General features: G+C 69.0%; 18 protein-coding genes and 2 pseudogenes. 11 read left to right on the top strand and 9 right to left on the bottom strand.

Annotation, left to right across the window (positions count from 1 at the left end):
* Positions 1 to 39: 39 nt before the first annotated feature.
* A pseudogene (locus tag ABZ471_RS37880) lies at positions 40 to 321 on the top strand (two-component sensor histidine kinase); the annotation flags it as partial.
* Between the two features lie 270 nt (positions 322 to 591).
* On the opposite strand, the gene ABZ471_RS37875 reads toward ABZ471_RS37880, so the two are convergent.
* A complete protein-coding gene (locus tag ABZ471_RS37875) occupies positions 592 to 3,081 on the bottom strand; it encodes a PAS domain S-box protein (RefSeq protein ID WP_359073072.1) in 2,490 nt (829 codons plus the stop codon).
* Between the two features lie 495 nt (positions 3,082 to 3,576).
* A complete protein-coding gene (locus ABZ471_RS37870) occupies positions 3,577 to 3,801 on the bottom strand; it encodes a hypothetical protein (RefSeq protein WP_359073070.1) in 225 nt (74 codons plus the stop codon).
* A 636-nt stretch (positions 3,802 to 4,437) separates the two neighbouring features.
* On the opposite strand from ABZ471_RS37870, the gene ABZ471_RS37865 reads away from it, so the two are divergent.
* Positions 4,438 to 5,250, top strand: a complete 813-nt coding sequence (locus ABZ471_RS37865; RefSeq protein WP_359073069.1) for a MerR family transcriptional regulator — start codon at positions 4,438 to 4,440, stop codon at positions 5,248 to 5,250.
* Positions 5,251 to 5,402: 152 nt separating this feature from the next.
* Here ABZ471_RS37865 and ABZ471_RS37860 read toward each other — a convergent pair whose 3' ends face one another.
* Positions 5,403 to 6,842, bottom strand: a complete 1,440-nt coding sequence (locus ABZ471_RS37860; RefSeq protein WP_359073068.1) for an aminotransferase class V-fold PLP-dependent enzyme — start codon at positions 6,840 to 6,842, stop codon at positions 5,403 to 5,405.
* A 169-nt stretch (positions 6,843 to 7,011) separates the two neighbouring features.
* On the opposite strand from ABZ471_RS37860, the gene ABZ471_RS37855 reads away from it, so the two are divergent.
* The 6 genes and pseudogenes from ABZ471_RS37855 (at position 7,012) to ABZ471_RS37830 (ending at position 11,684) form a co-directional block, all read left to right on the top strand.
* Positions 7,012 to 7,500, top strand: a complete 489-nt coding sequence (locus ABZ471_RS37855) for an Lrp/AsnC family transcriptional regulator (RefSeq protein ID WP_359073066.1) — start codon at positions 7,012 to 7,014, stop codon at positions 7,498 to 7,500.
* 503 nt (positions 7,501 to 8,003) lie between these two features.
* Positions 8,004 to 8,213 (top strand): hypothetical protein, encoded by a 210-nt coding sequence (locus ABZ471_RS37850; RefSeq protein ID WP_359073065.1) that lies wholly within the window; start codon positions 8,004 to 8,006, stop codon positions 8,211 to 8,213.
* A 78-nt stretch (positions 8,214 to 8,291) separates the two neighbouring features.
* Positions 8,292 to 9,068, top strand: a complete 777-nt coding sequence (locus ABZ471_RS37845) for a polysaccharide deacetylase family protein (RefSeq protein ID WP_359073063.1) — start codon at positions 8,292 to 8,294, stop codon at positions 9,066 to 9,068.
* 800 nt (positions 9,069 to 9,868) lie between these two features.
* Positions 9,869 to 10,648, top strand: coding sequence for a transposase family protein (locus ABZ471_RS37840; protein ID WP_359073061.1), 780 nt, complete (start codon positions 9,869 to 9,871; stop codon positions 10,646 to 10,648).
* Positions 10,588 to 10,858 (top strand): annotated as a pseudogene (locus ABZ471_RS37835) (transposase); the annotation flags it as partial. The gene ABZ471_RS37840 and the pseudogene ABZ471_RS37835, both read left to right, overlap by 61 nt.
* 139 nt (positions 10,859 to 10,997) lie before the next feature.
* Entirely contained in the window at positions 10,998 to 11,684 is a 687-nt protein-coding gene (locus tag ABZ471_RS37830; protein ID WP_359073060.1) for an alpha/beta hydrolase, read from the top strand.
* Between the two features lie 93 nt (positions 11,685 to 11,777).
* Here the strand turns inward: ABZ471_RS37830 and ABZ471_RS37825 are convergent, their stop codons facing one another.
* Positions 11,778 to 12,047: an integrase core domain-containing protein gene (locus tag ABZ471_RS37825; RefSeq protein WP_359073059.1), complete on the bottom strand. Its 270-nt coding sequence runs from the start codon at positions 12,045 to 12,047 to the stop codon at positions 11,778 to 11,780.
* Positions 12,048 to 12,306: 259 nt separating this feature from the next.
* Between ABZ471_RS37825 and ABZ471_RS37820 the strand changes: the two genes are divergently transcribed.
* Positions 12,307 to 15,177 carry an AAA family ATPase gene (locus tag ABZ471_RS37820; protein ID WP_359073057.1) on the top strand — a complete coding sequence of 957 codons (2,871 nt, stop codon included), beginning with the start codon at positions 12,307 to 12,309 and terminating at the stop codon, positions 15,175 to 15,177.
* A 22-nt stretch (positions 15,178 to 15,199) separates the two neighbouring features.
* Here ABZ471_RS37820 and ABZ471_RS37815 read toward each other — a convergent pair whose 3' ends face one another.
* Positions 15,200 to 16,522: a hypothetical protein gene (locus tag ABZ471_RS37815; RefSeq protein ID WP_359073056.1), complete on the bottom strand. Its 1,323-nt coding sequence runs from the start codon at positions 16,520 to 16,522 to the stop codon at positions 15,200 to 15,202.
* A 214-nt stretch (positions 16,523 to 16,736) separates the two neighbouring features.
* On the opposite strand from ABZ471_RS37815, the gene ABZ471_RS37810 reads away from it, so the two are divergent.
* The gene (locus tag ABZ471_RS37810) at positions 16,737 to 17,309 is read left to right on the top strand and encodes a GNAT family protein (RefSeq protein ID WP_359073055.1); all 573 of its coding nucleotides are present in this window, start codon (positions 16,737 to 16,739) and stop codon (positions 17,307 to 17,309) included.
* Between the two features lie 7 nt (positions 17,310 to 17,316).
* On the opposite strand, the gene ABZ471_RS37805 is transcribed toward ABZ471_RS37810, so the two are convergent.
* Positions 17,317 to 17,487 (bottom strand): type IV toxin-antitoxin system AbiEi family antitoxin domain-containing protein, encoded by a 171-nt coding sequence (locus ABZ471_RS37805; RefSeq protein WP_359073054.1) that lies wholly within the window; start codon positions 17,485 to 17,487, stop codon positions 17,317 to 17,319.
* Between ABZ471_RS37805 and ABZ471_RS37800 the strand changes: the two genes are divergently transcribed.
* Positions 17,473 to 18,369 (top strand): transposase, encoded by an 897-nt coding sequence (locus ABZ471_RS37800; protein ID WP_359073053.1) that lies wholly within the window; start codon positions 17,473 to 17,475, stop codon positions 18,367 to 18,369. The two genes, ABZ471_RS37805 and ABZ471_RS37800, sit on opposite strands and share 15 nt — an antisense overlap.
* 94 nt (positions 18,370 to 18,463) lie before the next feature.
* On the opposite strand, the gene ABZ471_RS37795 is transcribed toward ABZ471_RS37800, so the two are convergent.
* The 3 genes from ABZ471_RS37795 to ABZ471_RS37785 all read right to left on the bottom strand — a co-directional run bounded on the left by ABZ471_RS37795 (position 18,464) and on the right by ABZ471_RS37785 (position 20,057).
* Entirely contained in the window at positions 18,464 to 18,628 is a 165-nt protein-coding gene (locus tag ABZ471_RS37795) for a DUF4158 domain-containing protein (protein ID WP_359073091.1), read from the bottom strand.
* A gap of 104 nt (positions 18,629 to 18,732) precedes the next feature.
* The gene (locus ABZ471_RS37790) at positions 18,733 to 19,809 is read right to left on the bottom strand and encodes a winged helix DNA-binding domain-containing protein (protein ID WP_359073052.1); all 1,077 of its coding nucleotides are present in this window, start codon (positions 19,807 to 19,809) and stop codon (positions 18,733 to 18,735) included.
* Between the two features lie 26 nt (positions 19,810 to 19,835).
* Positions 19,836 to 20,057: a hypothetical protein gene (locus ABZ471_RS37785; protein ID WP_359073089.1), complete on the bottom strand. Its 222-nt coding sequence runs from the start codon at positions 20,055 to 20,057 to the stop codon at positions 19,836 to 19,838.
* Positions 20,058 to 20,126: the final 69 nt, after the last annotated feature.

Genomic DNA, 20,126 nt, shown 5'->3' with positions numbered 1-20,126 from the left:
GGCAGCGTGGTGGCAACCTTCCTCGCCCATGTCACGCAGATGCCCGCCACGCAGACGCATCCCGGCACAGCCATGACATCCGGGGCCTCCATCGCCGGCCCAGGTCTCGCTACCCGCCTGGTCAGCATCGTCATGGCCACTCTGCAGAAGGAGAAGGACCGGCAAGCCCACCTCGCCGTCGCCCGGGACCGCGCCCGCGTCTCGAAGGAGACTCACGACATCCTCGGCCACAGCCTCGCCGTCATCGTCGGACTCGTCGACGGCGCCATCGACGAGTCCGACAGCAAGCCCCAGCGCGGCGCCGAGATCCTGCGGATCATCGCCGACAGCGGCCGTGGCGTCCTCGCCGAACCACGCCCTCTGCTCGCCGTGGGCCGGAGCGACGACCGGCCGCAAGGCGCCCCGCTCGCCCCGTGCCCGGCTGATCCGCACCACGGCGAGTGCCGCATCGCCAGCGCCGGGCATCTGCCGCCCGTCCTCCAGCGGCGAGCACCCCCGACCGCTCGACGCGCCCACCGTCACCCCACTCGGCGTCGGGCCACACACGAGGAATGTGGCCACGACCGGGGGGTCCCACGCCTGCCGTGGCGGTCAGGCGTGGCCTGCGTTCCTGTCGGGCTCGGGCAGCCCGACCAGCAGGAGCGTCACGTCGTCGTCGTGCGCGGCCAGGTCCGGAATGAGGGTTGCGAGCAGCCGGTCCGCGGCCCGGTCAAGGCTCTCTGGATCCATGGGAGCGCTTTGCATCGCGATGTCGAGAGTGTGGGCGAGGATGTCGATCTGGGTCTCGATGTCGGTGCCGGGCCTTTCGACCAGTCCGTCGGTGTAGAGCGCGAGAGCGGTGCCTGGCGGCAGCGGGTGAGTCGTCTGCCGGAACGGCATCCCACCGCCGCACACATCGTTGACACCCAGCGGTACGTCGGCCGGTGCTTGCAGTCGGCGAGCGGGCCCGTCCGGGGGCAGAGCGATGACCGGGAGGTGTCCGGCCGAGCACAGGGTGACGTTGTGGGCACTCTGGTCCACGACCAGGTAGACGCAGGTGACGAGCTGGTCCGCCAGGTCACCGACGAACGCGTCCAGACCGGTCATGAGCCGATCGGGCGGTATGCCCATGCGGGCCAGCGCGTGGGAGGCGGCGCGCAGCTGGCCCATGACGGCCGCCGCCTCCAGGCCCCGGCCCATCACGTCGCCGACGACGATGCCGGTGCGATCCCGGTCCAGGGGGATGATGTCGAACCAGTCGCCGCCGACTCCGGGGTCCTGGACGGATGCCAGGTACCGGTGGGCGCTGGGCAGGTACGGCAGGCGGGACGGCTCGCCCATGAGGCTGTGCTGCAGGGTGTAGGCGATACGCCGGTGCTCCTCGTAGCGCTGGGCGCGTTCGGCCTCGGCCTGTCTGCGCTCGGTGATGTCCCGCACAGTCAGGAACACCAGCGTCTCTTCTTCGGCCTGGAGGCTGCTCACGCTCACCTCGACGGGGAACTCACCGCCGTCGCTGTGCAGCCCGTACAGGCCTCTGTCCAGGACGATCGGCTTCGGGTCCGCCTGCCGCAGATAGGCACGGAGGAGCGCGCTGTGCCGTCGGCGCTGCGGGCCGGGCACCAGATCGACGACCCCAGTGCCCAGGAGGTCAGCCGGCGTGTGCCCGAATATTCGCTGCACCTGCGCATTGGCCATGACGACAACGCCTCGCCCGTCCGTGATCAGTGTGGCGTCGGGTGCCGATTCCAGCAGCGCTCGGAAGCGCCGGCCGGCCCGCCGGACCTCGCGCTGCGCCGCCACTCGTTCGGTGACGTCGGTGACCACACCGCATACGGCGTACGGACTGCCGGACGGGGTGTTGAGTGGGAACAAGGAGGTGAGGAAGTCGCGTGGGCCGCCTGGCAGGGCGAGCAGCTCCTCCTGCTGCACGGGGATGCCGCGGGCCAGCATGGCGAGGTCGGCGGCCCGTGCCTGACGCGCTAGAGCGGGCGGCATGACATCCAGGTCCCGGCGGCCCAGTACCCGTTCGCGGGAAAGGCCCAGGCTCTGCTCGAACGTCGTGTTGACTGCCAGAAAGCGACCGCCCAGGTCCTTGATGAACATCACCGCGGGCGTGTGGTCCATGAACGCCTGCAGCAGTTCGTTCTGCCGCACCTGCCATTCGGCCCGGGCATGCGCCACCTCGATACGGCGGCCCACGGCCAAGGTCGCGAAGATTACGGCGGTGAACACGGTCACGTGCCCGCACACCAGCAGCGCGGTACCCAGACGTGTTCCGAACAGTTCCGCGTCCTCACCGGCCAGGACGAGCCAGCCCAGCAGCGCCGGTACCACCAGGACGGTGGCGAACAGCCGACGCCCCAGCGCGCCCGTGGCGCCCGCGTTCATCAACAGTCCCGCAAGACCCCGGTCCGGCCGAGCGAGGAAGGCGGAGAGCCCCAGCAGCACCAGAGCCAGCCCGGTGTACAGGGCCATACCCTTGTATGCGCCAAACCGTTCAAGTTCGGGCACGGCGTACGCAAACCCGTACAGCCGCAGCATCCCCAGCGCGAGGACGGCCAGGCCCGGGACCTGACTCGTCCAGGCGGGAAGCCTGGGCATGCTCGCGCACAACGCCGCCACCCCGCCGACCATCAGTGCCGCAGCCGTATTCGGTGCCATCCGCCCGGGCACCTCCGCCGCCAGCCGCGCCGCGTCGTCCTTGAAGAGCAGTTCATCGATGCCCAGGCCCGCCCCCGTCACGTACTCCACGATGGTGAGCCCACCGATCAAGACAACGAGGGCTGCGGCCGCACGGGCCGCTGTGATCGCCCACAGGGTGACGCGTCTGCGAGCCACCAGATACAGGGAGACGCCGAGTAGCAGGAGAGCCACGGCGGTGTTCGCGTTCATGGTCGCGTCTGAACCGGGCATGCGCCTTAGAACCTCGTTGCCGAGGATCCAGCCGGACAGACCCGTCGCGCCCACCAAGGCGGCCACCAGGGCGGCGCCCTGAGCCACAGCGCGAGCAGCATCCACAGCGGACTGCTGATACGGCAGGTCCGCGGCCTGCTCCGGTACCAGTGCGCCAGGCGTCTCGGGTGTCTGCTGCTCTTTCGTCACTGAACACTCGTCTTCATGACCAAATGACTAAATCATCACCAATACCCTAAATATTTCGACTGCTCCGTGCTCTGTTCCGAACGCCCCTGTCACGTGGCCGCGTGAACCACAGCCCGCACACCGAGGCATACACCGACGAGATCACAGTCGGCCCGCGTAGGGCGATGACCGACGAAGTCGGCGTCATCACCGGCCACCTCACCGTCCAGACCACCCTCGCAAGCGACGGTCGCACCGCCCAGGTCGCCATCCAGTACCCAGGCCCTGAAGAGTGGTACACCCTGACCGGCAGCCCCGAGCCCGTCCCAGCCGGCAGCTGGCTACCGCCGCGACCTACTGGGCCGCATCCGGTACTGCAATGGCGCGCAGGCCACCTGACCTCGCCGTGCGCAGTGTCCTCTGCGCAGGCCTCAACCGCCTGGACAGAGACCGCGGAGGCACGGACGGACAGCGGGGCTGGGCAGGGTGAACCTGTCCGGCCCCGCTGCCGTGGGTTCAATCGGTGCTGAACTCGTGGGCGTGGCCGCCTCGCCATTCCACCCGCTGCGGGTCGTCCAGGATGGCCTCAGGGTCGGCGATGCCGACGGCTTCGAGGAACACGACCAGGTCCTGGTCGCTGTAGGCGGTGCCGAGGATCTCGTCCCTGCCGTGGCTTTGCACGGTGACTCTCCGGCCGCCCGTGCGGGAGGGCCGGTGCACGACGATCCGCACGCTGGTCACGCCTCCCAGCCTGCCCCCGGCCGGTTCGCGAGGCGCGTCCACCGTGACGGTCAGGGAGTGACGCCGGTCCAGTCGAAGCGAGCCGGGTCACCGGGGCGCGGGTCGTACATCGCCCGGCCGCAGGCTCACAGTTTCACCGGCACGCTGCTGCATTGGAGCGACTACCGCAGCCCAGGGGCCTAGAAGGAGCGCGAGGTGCTCGTGGTGGGAGCGGGCAACACCGCTCCAGGCGGCTCAGCGGGGTGGCCAGCAGCCGCTCGCGCAGAGTGGCCAAACTCGCCTCCGCAGGACATTCGCCTCCACCACCGACCGCGCCGCCCACGCCCGCGCGGTCGCCGAAGCCGCCGGCCGCCACATCGGCCGCCACATCGGCCGCCACATCGCCCACCCCGCCGACAAGATCGAGTACGCACGCCTGCTCAAGGACCAGGGCAGCAGCTACGGGGAGATCAGCGCCAAGACCGGCATTCCGACGGCGTCCCTGCACCGCTGTCTGCAGGGGTGACCGCCGGCAGCATCAGGCGGAAAGCCACCGGCGGTCCTATTCACCCGCCGGCACCACGCCACGGTTGCCACCCAGCCGCCGGTAGTGTTCTTGACCCTCACACCGTGTCAGGCGGTCAACTCGGAGACATCATGTTCACCATCGGAGACTTCGCCCGGCACGGCCGCGTCTCGGTCCGGATGCTGCGCCACTACGACGCGACCGGACTACTGCACCCGGCCCACGTCGACCCCGCCACCGGCTACCGCTACTACACGGCCGCCCAGCTCACCCGCCTCAACCGCGTCATCGCGCTCAAGGACCTTGGCTTCACCCTTCAGCAGGTCCAGGAGATCCTCGACGAGAAGGTCACCACCGAGGAACTGCGCGGCATGCTCCGGCTGCGGCGCGCCGAGCTGGAGGCGGCAATGACGGCCACGGCGGCACGGCTGGTCCAGGTCGAGGCAAGGCTCCGCTCGATCGAGAGCGAGGGGCAGATGCCCAGCAATGATGTTGTACTGAAGAGCCTGCCGAGCGTACGGGTGGCCGAACTGACCGGTGTGGCGCCGGACTTCGACACCATCGGGCCGGTCATCCAGCCGCTGTACGACGAGCTGTTCCGGCGTCTGGAGGCGGCGGGCATCGCCCCCTCCGGGCCCGGTATCGCGTACTACGAGGACGCCCAGGACGGCGGGGTCCTCATCCACGCGGGTGTCGAGGTCTCCGTGGACCGCAGGGAGGATGACGGGCTGCGGATCGTGGACCTGCCGCCCATCGAGCAGGCGGCGACCGTTGTGCACCACGGCTCGATGGAGACCGTCCTGCCCACCATCCAGACCCTGGGCCGCTGGATCGACGTCAACGGCTACCGCTCGACCGGCTATCCGCGGGAGATCAACCTGGAGTGCCCCGACAAGCGCAACGAGTGGGTGACCGAGCTCCAGGAACCGGTGACCAAGGCCTGACGAGAGAGGGGTCAGCCACTCACCCTGGCTGACCCCGGCATGATCCGCCGTCAGCGAGTCCAGCCGACTTCGGGCTTCAGCACAGCCGACTTCGAAAGCTGACAGCTTGAAGTCGTCGCTCACGCCCCAGGCCGTTTCATGAGGACCGCCGGTTACGCGGCGGTGAGGCCGTCGGCCTCGGAAGTGATGATCTCCAGTGCCTCGGTGATGCGGTCGTGGTGGGTGCGGTGGGAGACCACGCAGACGCGCAGGGTGTAGCGGCCGTCGACGGCCGTGCTGGAGAGCACGATGCGTCGGTGGCTGTTGATCTGCTCCAGTAGGCGGCGGCTCGCCTCGTCGGCTCGCTCGGCGGCGGCCCGGCTGCTGTCGGCGGGGCGGAATCGGAAGATCACGGTGGACAGGTCCGGGCGTTGCGGGACCTCCAGCTCCGCGACGTCGGACAGCACGTTGTGGACGTGTTCGGCCAGGTCGAGCTTCTCGTCCAGGGCCTCGCGGAAGGCCTCGACTCCGTGCAGGTGCAGGGGAAGCCAGGCCCGCAGACCGCGGATCTCGTGGGTCAGCTCGGGCCCGAGGTGACCGGAGTCCGGGATGCTCCCCGCCGCCCCCATGTCCTGGAGGTAGCTGCCAGTGCCGTCGTGGGCGGCCTGCAGGGCGGCGATGTCGCGGACGACCAGGGCGCCGGTTCCGAACGGCAGGAACAGGGTCTTGTGCGGGTCGAGGGTGATCGAGTCGGCCTCCTCGAACCCGGCGAGGCGTTGGGTGCCGCGTGCGGTGAGGCGGAAGAAGCCGCCGTAGGCCGCGTCGATGTGGAACCACACGTCTTCGCGGCGGGTCAGGTCGGCCAGCTGCGCCAGCGGGTCGATGGTGCCGGTGTCGGTGGTGCCGGCGGTGGCCACCAGCAGGAACGGCCGCAGCCCGGCTTCCCGGTCGGCGCGGATCATCGCCGCGGCGGCGTCGGGGTCCATCCGCAGGTTGGGGGTGTGCGGCACGGTGCGTATGTGGGCGGCGCGGATGCCGGCGAGGCGGGCGGCCTTGGCGACGGAGTGGTGGGCGAAGGCGGTGGTGTAGACGGTGCCGTCTGCGAGGTCCTCGCCGAGTCTGTTGTGGCGGGCGGCGACCGTCGCGGAGAACGTGGCCATCGAGCCACCGCTGGTCAGCAGGCCGCCGCTGCCGTCCGGGAGTCCGCATACTTCGCGGGCCATCCAGCGGATCACGCTCTCCTCCAGTGCGGCGAAGGCCGGGGCCACTGAGGCCAGGCCGCCGTAGCGGTTGGCGGCGCGGTTGTAGAACTCGGCGAGCGCGGCCGAGTACAGACCGCTGCCCGGGATGTACGCCAAGTGGCCGGGCCCGGCGGTCTCCAGAGCGCAGTCGGCGGCCTCGTCCACGCGCGCGAGCAGCGTCTTCAGGTCGCCGCCCCGGGCGGGCGGCGGCGCCAGGAAGGACTCCACCAGGTCGGTCTCGGCCTGCGGGGACAGGGGGCTGGTCGCGGGGCGGGCCGCGAGGTTCTCGGTGCGGTCGACAACACGATCCAGGACAAGACGGCCCATCTCGGTCATCGCGGCGCGGTCGGGTTCCAGAGGGAATGGGGTCATGAGTCAGTCCGATGGCTGTGGGAGGGGGTACGGGGCGGCGGGTCCGGCGCAGCGGCCGGAGTGCGTGACCAGGATGCGCCGCCAAGCGGCGCACACGATGGTGTAGTCAGTGCCCGGACGGCGCTGGAGCGCAGGATTATTCGATGCTCTGGCCGATACGCTGCATTTCATGCCACGCCCTTTGTACGACCGCATCGACCGGGCGATCCTGGACCACCTCCAGCGCCACGGACGCACCCCCAACGTCGACCTCGCCGAGGCCGTACGCCTCTCCCCCTCGTCCTGCCTGCGCCGCACCAAGGCCCTGGAGGAGGACGGGGTTCTGGCCGGCTACCGGGCCGATCTGGACCGCGAGCGCCTCGGCCTCGGACTGACGGTGTTCCTCTCCCTCAAGGTCGAGCACTCCCGCACCACCTCCCAGGTGGTCGAAGAGGCACTGAAGGCGATCGAGCACGTGGTCGCCTGCCACGTGGTCTCCGGGGATGCCGACTTCTTCGTCGAGCTCGCCGTGCCGGACCTGCGCACCTTCGAGAAAGTACTCACCGACCAGATCCTGGCCATCGGCCCCGTCCGCGACGCCCGCAGCACCTTCTGCATCCGCACCGTCATCGACCGCGGCCCCCTACCCCTCACCTCCTGGTCCACCTCACAGCCGTGACCTGCCCGGCCGGCTCCTTGCCTCCAGGCGGGTTCAGGCAGCCAGGCCGAAGCCGGCAGCGGCCAGGTCCAGCTCGCGCAGCTCAGCGCCAGTGACCTCCCTTCGAGTTCCTCCCGGCTAAAACGGGAATATGACAAGGCGCTTCATGGCGCACTGTGGACGACCCGCTATCTGGACGCCGCTGTCGTGGAGTTGCGGGCGTCCAGCCGAAGAGCGTGAGCACGACGTCCTGGACGAGGACGCCGCCCGCGTCTCCCCGCTCAAGCACGCGAACCTCAATGAGATCGTTTCATCCTGAAGTTGCAGGTCACGGGGCTGGTGTGGCCGGTCATGGGGGTGCTCATGCTGGTCGGTGGCGTGATCGGTAGCAGGTGATCGTCTGGTCATGGAATGATTCGCCGGAACTACGGCCGCGGGGCGTCCGTGCCGTCTACTGTCCACGGAATCAAGGGAGTTCACGGGGCGGGAGAGGGCGGCGGCGGGTGGCTGCGGTGCTGACGTGGGTGGCTCAGCGGCAGGTCGTGCTGACGGACCGGGGCGAGCAGTTGGGCAAGGAACTCGCGGAAGCGGAAGCCGAGGTGGCCCGCCTTGCGGCGGCCGCAGCAGCAGGCCGTTGCCCGGCGCGAGGCACATCAGCGCCACCGCCGGCGGCCGAGCACGTCGAAGAGGCGCTGGAGCGGATCGCAGCCGAGGTCGCGCCGCAGCTCGCTTGAAAGCGCTGCACACACGTGTCCTGCCTCACTATCGAGGCCGCTGGGCAACCCTTCCGTCGCTGAAATCTTCTCCTTGAGATGAACATCCTGAAGAGGCGGCCTCGCCTGCTCATACTCATAACCCTGGCCGTGGTGGCGGCCGTGACCGTGACCGTCGCCATGGTCATCCAGGCGAACAAGATGGAGACTCTCTCCCCGCGCGAGGAACGTGACCGGGCCGCGTCTGGAGCAGGCATACCGTCGGAACAGGTGGACTGCCGGAAGGCCAAGTGCATCGCGCTCACCTTCGACGGCAACCCGGGCGAACCCACCGACCGGCTGATGGACCTCCTGAAGCAGTACAAGGCGCCGTCGACGTTCTTCCTTGAGGGCCGGCGCATCCACAAGTTCCCGGATGTGGTGCGGCGGATCGCCAAGGACGGCCACGAGATCGGGGACCACACCTGGACGCACGCGGTGCTGACCGATGTCTCTGATGCGCAGATCCGCGACGAGCTGCGCCGCACGGCACGGGCCATCTCCGGCATCACCGGCAGCGAGCCGACGCTGATGCGCCCGCCCCAGGGCCGCACCGACGACCGCGTCTCCAAGGTCGCGAAAGAACTGGGGATGGCGCAGGTGCTGTGGACGGTGACCGCGAAGGACTACGAGACGGACGACACCGCGCTGATCACCAAGCGCGTGCTCGACGGCGCCGGCCGCGACGGGATCATCCTGCTCCACCCGCTGCACAAGGGCACCGTGCCGGCCATGCCTTCCATCCTGAAGGCGCTCAGCAAACAGGGCTACACCTTCGTGACCGTCTCCCAGCTGCTCGCTCCGGCCAAGGCCGAGCCCGGCAAGATCTACAAGTGACTGACTGACATGCGAAGTGTCCGCCTCATGGGTCCCTCGCCACCACGGGAGCAGCGGCCACCGGTTCCGCCGAACTCCGGTGACTCGTTCGGCATCCCATTGATCGATTTTCAATTCGCAGGTCGGGCCGCTTGTGTGGGTGGAGATTGACGTGCTCGTGCTGATCTCGGACGTGATCATTAGCAGGTGATCGTCTGCCACGGGCCGGTTCGCGGGTTTTGGGATGGTCCGCCCAAGGCGTCTCGTAGGTTCCGCAACGTGAGGGAGGCGCATGGTGGATCTGCTGACGTGGACGATCGAGCGGCGGATGCGCCTGACTGAGCGGGCCGAGCTGCTGCGCAAGGAGCTGGCGGAGATTGACGCCGAGCTGGGCCGCCTGGAGGCGGCCGAGGTGGTGTTCGGGCAGTGGGCCGAGGCGACGGACGGGGGACGGCGGCCGTCGGGCATCGTGGAGCCGGAGCCGGTGGTGGTGACGCGCGGGGCGGGTGGGATGCGGCTGATCCCGGACCGCGAGGAAGGCATGGGGGTGGAGGTGCTCACGCCGGAGTATCGGCGGATCATGGAGATCGTCGTGGAGGCGTCGGGGCCGGTGATGGCCAAGGACGTTGCGCTCGCGCTGGGTCGCGAGAACACTCCGGCAAAGGTCGAGCCTGTCCGCGGCCAGTTGCGCAAGCTGTCCGACCGGGGGTGGCTGACCCGGACGGGCTCGGGGCGGTACCTGGCCCCGTTGATCACCGACTGGGGCAGAGCGGCCAGTTCCGGCCATAACACGAGGGCCCCCAGCGGGAGTTGGCGTTTATGTGAAGAAACAGCCGCCCGCCGAGGGCTCTTCCGGTGTTGTCTACCAGGCCCGGCTTCCTGTGTCGACGCGGACCGTCGATCTCGTCGGCGGACTGATACGCCGGCGCCGCAAGCAGCTGGGCACGCACTGGCGCAAGGCCGCTCCGGGCACGCAGGCGATCGTCGTGCTGGCCGTCCTGCGCCACGACCAGCGCCTGGCCGATATGACCGGCGGCAACTCCGTCTCGGCTGCAACCGTCCGCCGCTGGGTCCTGGAAGTCCTCGACCTGCTCGCTGCCCGGGCCCCGCGTCTGGACCGCGCCCTGAAGAAGATCGCCCGTCGGGGCGGTGTGGTGGTCCTGCTGGACGGCACCCTCGTGCGCACCCGCCGCTGCACCGGAGCGGACAACCGCAAGAACTACAGCGGGAAACACAAGGCCCATGACCTGCTCTTCCTCGCACTGACCGATGAGAAGGCAAACCTGATCTGGATCTCCTCCGCCCGCCCTGGGCGGGCCAGCGAGATCACCGCCGTCCGCCACGACCACATCACCAGGCATCTACGCGAGGCCGGCCTCGGCGCCCTGGCCGACCTCGGCTTCGTCGGCCTCGACGACGACCCCGACGATGATCCGTCCATCATCACCGGTCGCAAGGCGACCCGCTCCCACCGCCTCACCGACGCCGAGAAGGAGGCGAACCGGCTGGTCAACTGCGAACGCGCCGCGTCCATGGCATCAGCCTCACCGTCCACAAGGCCGCCGGGCTGCGGGAGTTCGCCGCCTCGCGCGACTGGCTGACCATCTACTACCTGCGGCCTTACGCGCCCGACTTCAACCCCCGTCGAAGGCATCTGGTCCCTGCTGCAGCGGGGCTGGCTCTCCAACGTCGCTTTCAGCACGCCAGAACACCTCATCCAGCGCATCCGACGCGGTCTGCGCCACATCCAGTACCGCGACGACCTCATAGACAGCTGCCTCGCCGAAACGGGCCTGATCATCAACACATGACCACCACGACAACACGTTCAACCTCGTAGGCCCAACGATTGGGACGGGGCGACACGCTTGGCCATCATGCAAAAATAGGCACTAAACGTGCAATGTGGTGCAATGTTGCATATTTAATCTCTCCGTAGGAGGAAATGCCATGGCGGGCAAGCCCAGCATTGTCTTCGCCCACGGACTCTGGGCGGATGGGTCGTGCTTCAACAAGCTCATCCCCACGCTCCAGGCTGAAGGGCACGAGGTTTTCGCCTCACAGCACGGCCTCGACTCGCTCGAAAGCGACGTCGCGTGCGTCAACTTCACGCTCAACCACGTCCCCGGCCCGATCGTGCTGGTCGGTCACTCCTACGGTGGGACCCTGATCACCAAAGCGGGCACCCACGACCGCGTCGGCGCTCTGGTGTACATCGCCGCGCTCGCCCCAGACGAGGACGAGACGTCGCAGGAACAGCTGGACAAATTCCCCCGCACGCCCATCTTCGAGCACGTGGACGTTGCTGACGGCCGCGTGTGGCTCAAGCCCTCGGGCGTCCCGCACTTCTGCGGCGACCTCCCGGAAGCGGAGCAGAAGCTCGTCCTGGCGACGGGCGCTGTGCCCATTGCGGACCTGTTCAACCAGCAGGTTCCCGGCACCGCCTGGCGGACGAAGCCAAGCTGGTTCATCGTCGCCAACAACGACCGTACCGTGCACCCCGACCTGGAGCGGTCCGCCGCCGAGCGCATGGGCGCCAACGTCCGTCCCGTGGACAGCAGCCACGTTCCCATGCTCTCGCATCCTGACTTCGTCCTCGATGTGATCCGTGAGGCCGCGGAGTCCCTCGACGCCTAGGCCAAGCCGACAACGACCGGCCGCAGCGCAACACACAAAGGGGCGCCTGGACCGACCGGGCCGCCTCCTTGCAACGACATCACGCTTTCAAGCTCAGTAGGCTGCGGGTGCGTTCTCGTATTCGGCGGGACTGCGGCAGCCGATGCTGCTGTGCAGTCGGTGCAAGTTGTACCAGCCCTCGATGAAGTCGAAGATCGCGGTGCGGGCGGCGGCCCGGCTGGGCCAGGCGGCGGTATCGAGCAACTCCCTCTTGATGGTGGCGAAGAACGACTCGGCGAGCGCGTTGTCCCAGCACTGCACGGTGCGGCCGACAGACAGACAGACGCCGAACTCCGCTGCCAGAGAGGCGAATTGCCTGCCCAAGTCGTCGATCGACGTCGAGTTCTACGAGCTGGAGGCCGGCCGCCAATCGCACGTCGCGCGACTGCGCTCATGCCCGCCCGACTTTCGTTGTGAATGCCACATTGAGGGCGATGGGCGGCGTCAATATGGCATTCACGGACTTCGGTCAGCACGTCATCTGTCCGATGTGGACTGAGGTGATCGGCTGGGCCGCCTGCCGAGGGCACGCGAGCGTCGATACCATCGCCTGGTCGCGGACGGAAAGTGAGTCGACGCCAGCATGACTGACGAAGCAAAAGGGGAGCCCGTCGGCGGATTTCCCGGCCGGGCTCGAGAAGTCGCGATCCTGCGCGCGGTGCTGGCGGGCGAAGGTGGCACCCGGTGCGTCGCGGTCACCGGCGAACCGGGGATTGGCAAGAGCCGGCTGCTGACGGAGCTGGGGAAACTGGCGGACACCGCAGGATGGACGGTCCGCAGCGCACGTGCGGCGGAGTTCGAGACCCACATCCCGTTCGGTGTGTTCGTCACCGCGCTCGACGACCAGCTCGCCGAGCTGGGCCCGGAGCGTCTCGCCTCCCTCGGGCAACAGCAGCTCGCACTTCTCGCGACCGTGTTCCCGGCGATTCCCGCCGCCGGTCCCGCCGACCTGATCGACGCGGAGCGGTACCGGCTGCACCGGGCGGTTCGGGCGTTGCTGGAGCTGGTCGCCGAGCCGTCCGGACTGGTGCTCGTCTTCGACGATCTGCACTGGGCGGACGAGGGTTCGGTCGAGCTGCTCGACCACCTGTTGCGCCACCCACCCCAGGCGCGGCTGGTCCTGGCATTGGCGGGCAGGCCCCGGCAGACGTCGCTACGGCTGTGGCACGCGCTCTCCCGCGCCGCTACCGACGGGGTGGCCGAGCTGCTGGAACTCGCGCCGCTGAGCCAAGCCGATGCCGGCCACGTCATGCCGGAAGGTCTGAGCCGTTCCCGGCGGGAAGAGCTTTACCGGGCCAGCGGCGGAAACCCGTTCTACCTGGAAGCCCTGGTGCGGGCCGGTGAGCGAGGTCTCGCCGTCGGTGATGCGGCGCTCCACCCCGACGGGGCGATCCCGGTGGCGGTCCACGCTGTGCTCGCCTCCGAGTTGGCCGCGTTGACTCCGCAAGAGCGGGTCGTCGCGCACGCCGCCGCGGTCGTGGGTGACGACTTCGAGGCTGATTCGCTCGCCGAAACGGCGGCAATGGACGCCGGGTCCGTGCTCGCCGCGCTCGACCGGCTCGCCGAGCGTGACCTGGTGCGACTGGACGGCGCGACCGGCCGGTTCCGATACCGGCATCCGCTGGTGCGCAGCGTCGCCTACCAGGACGCCAGCCCTGGCTGGCGGCTTCAGGCACACGGCCGGGCCGTGTCGGCACTCCGGAGCCGGGGCGCGCCGCCGGCCGAGTTCGCCCGGCATGTGGAGCGATCCGCCGTCCGTGGTGACCTCGAGGCGGTCGCGGCGCTCACCGAGGCGGCCGAGGCGACGATGCACACGACGCCGGCGACCGCCGGGCACTTCCTGCGGGCGGCCATCCGGTTGCTCCCGGACTCGGAGTCGGCCACGCCGCAGCGCCTGATCCTGCTCGGCCGACTGGCACACGTACTCGGCGCCACGGGCGACCTGCGGCAGGCCAGGGAATCCTTGCACGAGGTGCTGCGTCTCCTGCCTGCCGAACTCACCCAGATCCGGGCGCAGGCAGCGCGGGCCTGTGCGACGGTGGAGCAGATTCTCGGGCGTTACACCGAGGCCAGGGCGATGCTGCACAGCGAGTGGAAACGCGTCGAAGGTGTTGACGCCCACTCGGCGGCCGTCCTGCTCGTCGCGCTCGTTGCCGGTGAAAGTGTGGAGCGCGAGCACGGACAGGGCCGGGTGGCCGAGGCTATCGCCGCCGCGCGGGAGGTCGGGGATCCGATGCTGCTGGCGACGGCGTTGTCGGCTGCAACCCTCATCGACCGGCGGGCCGACCGGCTGGACGAGGCGGCTGCACTCCTGGACGCGCTGCCCGACAGCGACCTGGTCCGCGACATCGATGCGGCGTTCTGGCTGAGCTGGTCGGAAGTCTCCGCCGACCGGCTCACGGCGGCGAGCCGGCACATGAGCCGCGGCCTGCAACTGGCCCGCGCGAGCAGGCAGTCCCACAAGATCGCGCTGCTGACCGCGATCCGCGGCATGGTGCATGCCTACCTCGGCGAGCTGGCGGCGGCAACGACCTGCTTCGACGACAGCCTGGAGTCGGCGGAACTGACCGGCAGCGAGGAGCTGCGGGTCATGGCGTTGACCTTCGGCTGCTGGATCACCACCTGGCGCGGCGACCTGGCCGAGGCGATCCGCCTGGGTAAGGAGGCCATCGTGGTCGACGACCAGGTGACGGCCATGAGTTCCTGGCGCAGTGGCCAGGCCGAGGCGATGCTGGCGCAGGCGATGTTGCACTCGGGTGATCCGCACGCTTGCATCGAGCTGTTGCTCACCAGTGGCGGTGGGGCCGAGCTGCCCGCGGTGGGCCTCCGCACCAGGCCCTTGGTGTACCTGATGCTCACGGAGGCGGAGGTCGCGGCCGGCCGGGTTGCCGCGGCCGCGGCATGGGCCGACCGAGCGGAGGACGCGGCCGGTCAGCTCGAGCTTCCGCTGCGTACCGCCATGGCGCAGCAGGCCCGCGCGATCGCCACGCTGCCAACGGATCCGGCGGCAGCCGCACCGCTCGCTGTTGCCGCTGCCGGCGCGTTCGGCCGGATCGGGGCGGCCGTGGAGGCCGGGCGGGCGCACTTGCTGGCCGCGACGGCGTTCGGCGGCAGCGGGGCGATCGACCAGGCCCGTGAGCATCTCGTGTCCGCCCGCGCCTTGTTCACCCGGTGTGACGCGCAACTGTTCCTGCCGCAGGTCGCGCGCGAGGAGCGGCGCCTGAACGCGCGCGGTCCCCGGCCCGAAAGCGGCGCCGAGCGCTTTGACTTGACCGTCCGTGAGGTCGAGATCGTCAACCTGGTCTCGGATGGCCTGACCAACCGGGACATCGGCCTCCGGCTGCATTTGAGTCCCAGGACCATCGAAGTCCACCTGGGCCGGGTCTACGCGAAGGTCGGCGTCTCCGGTCGTGCTGCTCTGGCCGGCGTGTGGGCCGCCGCAGCGCGCGATTGAGGACGCCACGGCGGCCGACAACTCAGTTGCCGAGGTCGCGTACGTACAGGTTGAACTTCCGGCCGGTGCCGTCACCGCCCAGGTTCGTCGCGCTGGTCGCGAAAGCGACGTGGTGGCCGTCGGCCGAAATCGAGGGGCTGTCGCTGTACCCATCGCTCTGCGAGCCGTCATTGGCGACGCTGACCCTGGTCGTGGTGCCGGTCACCCGGTCTCGCACGAACACGTCCCAGCGTGAGTTGGTGTCGCCGGTCACCAGCTTGTCCTCGCCGGACACGAACGCGATGTAGCGGCCGTCGGCGGAGAGCGTCGTCCGCTCCTGGCCGGGGGTTCCGCTGTCGCTCAGGCCATCGGGGCCAAGGTTCACCTGCGTCGTTGTCCGGGTGACCCGGTCGTACAGGAAGATGTCGGTGTCGTTCGGACCGCCGGTGTCGCCCGCCACCAGATTCGACGCCGTGGATTCGAACGCGACGTAGCGGCCGTCGGCCGAGATGGTCGCCGTGCGACTGGCGGAATTGCCTTCGTTGCCGTCGGGACCGACGCTGATCCGGTCGGTGTACCCGGTCAGCTGATCGTGCACGAACACGTCGTCCGCTCGGTTGTTGTCGGGGAACAGGGACAGTGTCTTCGCGCCGGAAGAGAAGGCGACGTAGCGCCCGTCTGCCGAAATCGACGGCAGTTGGCTGATGTCGTCGCCCTGGCGACCGTTGGAATCGACGCTGACCCTGGTGGTCCCACCGGTCTGCCGGTCGCGCACGAAAACGTCGTGGATGTCGTTGGTGTCGCCGAACACCAAGTTCGACGCGGGAGAGTCGAACGCGACGAACCGGCCGTCGGCGGAAATAGACGGATGAAAACTCTCACTGTCGCTCTGCTCGCCGTGGCTTCCGACGCTGACCCTGCTCGTCTCACCGGTCTGCAGGTCGCGCACGAAGATGTCGCGGTAGCGGTTGGTGTCACCGGCCACCAGGTTCGACGCGGAGGACTCGAAGGCGACGTAGCGGCCGTCGGCGGAGATCGACGGATTCCGGCTCACGTTGTTGGCCTGGTTCCCTGCGGAGTCGACGCTGACCCTGGTGATGACGCCGGTCTGCCGGTCCCGCACGAACACGTCGTCCGCTCGGTTGGTGTCACCGGCCACCAGATCCCTTGCCGGCGAAGCGAAAGCCACGTAGCGGCCGTCGGCGGAGATCGACGGCCCGCTGGCGGAGTTACTGATCGGTGCCGTGCCCGCCGGCCCCGGTTCGGCATCCGTGGCATGCGCGACGCCGACCGGTAGTAGCGCCGCGACGATTCCCGACGCGAGCACTGCGCGCCTTGCGTTGCGGATTACGGAGAGACGTCTCATGGGTGTCCTTCTGTTCGGTTCGCCGCCACGGCAGCGTGTTGCCCGGATCAGCGTTCCGTGTCGGACCGGCCGAAGCATGAGGGAACCCCCTACATCTTCGGCGTCGCGTTCTGCGCGCCGCAAATGGACCTTGCACCGCGCATTTCAGAGGGCGTTAAGTCCGGATCGGATATTCGGTGTTCTGCCCGCCCCATGAGGACTCAAGATGGTGCGCATGACTTTGGCCACCCCCATACTGCACACCGCTCGCCTGCGACTGCGCCCCTTCACCGACACCGACGTTGATCCCCTCTTCGCACTGCACAGCAGCGCCTACGTGCTGCGCTACTGGGACTCCCCGCCGTGGAACGAACGGGCTCGAGCCGACCGCTTCATCGCGACGTGCCGGAAGATGGCGGACGAAGGCACCGGGGTGCGGGTGGTCATCGACCGTGCTTCTGATGGGGCCTTCGTCGGCTGGTGCGGTCTGACCGGATGGAACCCGGACTACCGCAGCGCGTCGTTGGGCTACTGCCTCGCGGATGCGATGTGGGGCCACGGCTACGCGACGGAAGCCGCGCACGCCGTGCTGAAGTGGGCATTCGACACACTGGACCTGAATCGAGTTCAGGCTGAGACCGATACACGCGACGTGGCATCTGCCCGGGTTCTGGAGAAGGTCGGATTCGTGCGGGAAGGGACACTGCGGGAAGACTGCGTCGTGAACGGCGAGGTATCCGACTCGTGGGTATTCGGGTTGATCAGGCGAGAGTGGCGGCCGTCGACCATGCCGATCCCAGCCCGCTGAGCGGCCGTTACATCCGCTTCTGGTACAGGCCGCGTCCAGGCTGGGTGAGGACGCCTTGGCGGGCCAGCCGGCCGAGGCGGGAGCGGGTGATGTTCACGGTGGCCTCGTCGGTGGGCAGGCCGAGGAGTTCGTGGAGTTCGCGGGCACGGAACGGCTGCGTGGGGTGCTCGTTGAACACGGCCAGGATGCGCTGGTAGGTGTCGGCGGTCGGCTCGGCCGGCGGTGCGCTTCCGGCGGGGGCCAGGCTCTCGACGATCTTCCGGGTGGTGGTCAGTTCGGCGAGACGACCTTCCGCCTCGGCGAGAGCCGCGGTCAGCTCCTCGAGCTGCCCGCGCAGGCCGTCGGCGCGCGCCGCGGACGGCGCTGCCTCGCCGCGGGCCTGCCCGCCGCGTGGGTGACTGCCGATGAAGCCTACGGACAGGACTGGTCCTTCCGCCGCCTGCTCGAACAGCTCGACGTCGGCTATGTCGTGGCGGTGCCGAAGTCCCAGCAGATCAAGTCCCTGGCGGGCTGCTGGCGCATCGACCAGCTCATCGAGGAAGCACCTGCCGACGCCTGGCAGACCCTCTCCTGCGGCGACGGAGCCAAGGGCCCGCGCGTCTACGACTGGGCCGCGGCCAAACTGCCCGCCAACATCATCTTCGACCCGGACCCACCCACCCATCACCGCTGGGTGATGGCCCGACGCAGCCTGTCCGACCCCAGCGAGCTCGCCTACTACCTCGCCTACGCACCCGTCGGTGTCGAGGTCGGTGAACTGGCCCGCGTTGCCGGCTCACGCTGGGCCATCGAGGAGTGTTTCCAGGCCGCGAAGAACCAGTGCGGCCTGGACGAGTACGAGGTCCGACGCTACGTGGGCTGGTATCGCCACATCACCCTGGCCATGCTCGCCCACGCCTTCCACGCTGTCCTCGCAGTCCGGGCCCTGGACACCGCAAAAGGGGCAGCAGAAACGACACCACCAGCCTCATCCCCCTCACCGTGGCAGAGACCCGGCGCCTACTGGACACTCTCCTGCCCCACCTCAGACCCCACCAGGACCGACAACTGCACGCACTGAACTGGTCCCACTGGCGCAGACACCACCAAGCCGTCGCCCGCCGCTGCCACTACCGAAGAAGAACCAGCTCAGAACACGAATTCTGACTGGAGTATTACTGCTGGACGCCGTAGCCGACCTGCGACCTCGCGCCCCGGCAGGCCATCGTCCGCCTGCGGGCGTCGCGGTCGAGGAGGAAGTAGCCGGCCAGCTGCCCGTCGTCTGGCACCTGCGTGAACGTTCCGTAGGTGCGGCGCTGCTCGTCGGTCAGGAACGCCACCGGCCCTGCCCCCTCTTCATCGCCTCTCCCCGTGCTGTGACGGCGCTCACTGTAAGTCACATGATCAGCGGATGTAGCACTCGGGTCAGCACGGAGGCGGTTGGTTATGTGGTGGGCCGCAGGAAGCGGACGACGGCGTCTTTCTCCACGTCGACTTCCCGCTGGATCTGCGGAGGGACAGGCTCGAACGCATCCACCTTGATGGAGCGCGCGCCGGAGCCACGGCTCCAGGTGGCGATGGCCAGGCCGTCGGCGATGACGGTCGGCCGGATGAGGCCGCCTCCTGGCCAGACGCGAGCCTGATGGGGAGCGGGGACGGACACCTCGCGGGTGCGGTAGCCCACCAGGTAGTTGTCGTAGGCGGGCAGCATGCGAACGTCTGGAGTGGCAGACGGGCCCGGGAGTTCCTGCATCCGCCCGGCGATCATGGTCAACACGCCGTACTCGGTGATCACGCCGGATCCCGCCAGCATTTTCCAGGCCCTGCGGGCCCAGGTGACCGGCAGCCCGGACCAGGCGGCGAAATCCTCCAAGGCGGCGGGGGCATGCGCGGCAAGGTAGCGGCGGGCCAGCTCGGCGAGAGCAGCGTCTTTCTCCCACCGGAAGCGCCCGGTGGTGGGCAGCCAGTCGTCGAGCAGTACATACGTGGCCTCACCGGCGCGCTGTGGGCCGTGGCAGAGGATGCCGATCAGTGCTGCGTGGCGGATCAGGTGGAACGGCGCCTGCCCGTCCGGCGGGATGCCGAGGGTGGTGAGGTGCACGGTCAGCTCGGCCCGGGTGAGTGGGCCGTGCGCGGCAAGAACGCGCCGGATGAGATGGTCGGCGCGCTGACGCAGGCCGTCGTCGAGGCCCAGCTGCTGGTAGCGGCGGCTGGTTGCGGCAAGAATCCGCGGGGACAGCAACTGCAACACCCAGCGGGCGTCTTCGCTGGGGATGGTGTGCAGGGTGCCGCGCATGTACCAGTTGCGGACGATGCTGCGCTCGTCCTCGTAGGCCGCGCGGATGGCCCCGACGTTGATGTCCAGCCCGCGTACCCGGATGCCCAGGTCGGCGGCCGTGGCGTCCTGGGCCTGGATGGCGAAGACCCGTCGGACGACCGCCTCGGCAGAGTCCTCCCGTGCTCCGCCGGCCAGGGCCTGCGCACAGGCCCGCAGCCTGCGGAGGCTTTCGTGGTCAAGCATTGGGCTGTACCTCTCAGCCAGCGCGGTCAGGAGACGGCCGCGCCGAGGATGCCGGCGACTTCGGCGGGCGCGGACAGGATCGGCCAGTGCCCGGTGGGCAGGTCGAAGCGCCGCCACGGCGGCTGGTTCAGGAAGGCCAGCATCGGCACCCCGGCATCCAGCAGTCCCGTGAAGTCATGGCAGGCGACCAGGACACGGTCCACACCGACGCTGAGCTCGGCACTGTCGGCCTTCGCGGGCCTGCTCATCGGCATCGTCTTCGGCTACATCTGGCCGGTACTCGGCTCGGGTCTGCACAACTTCGGTGAGTGGCTGGT

Source organism: Streptomyces sp. NPDC005728, from assembly GCF_040630895.1.
Lineage (GTDB): Bacteria > Actinomycetota > Actinomycetes > Streptomycetales > Streptomycetaceae > Streptomyces.
Note: the sequence above shows the minus strand (reverse complement) of the source record. Positions and strands in the feature narration are given on the sequence as shown.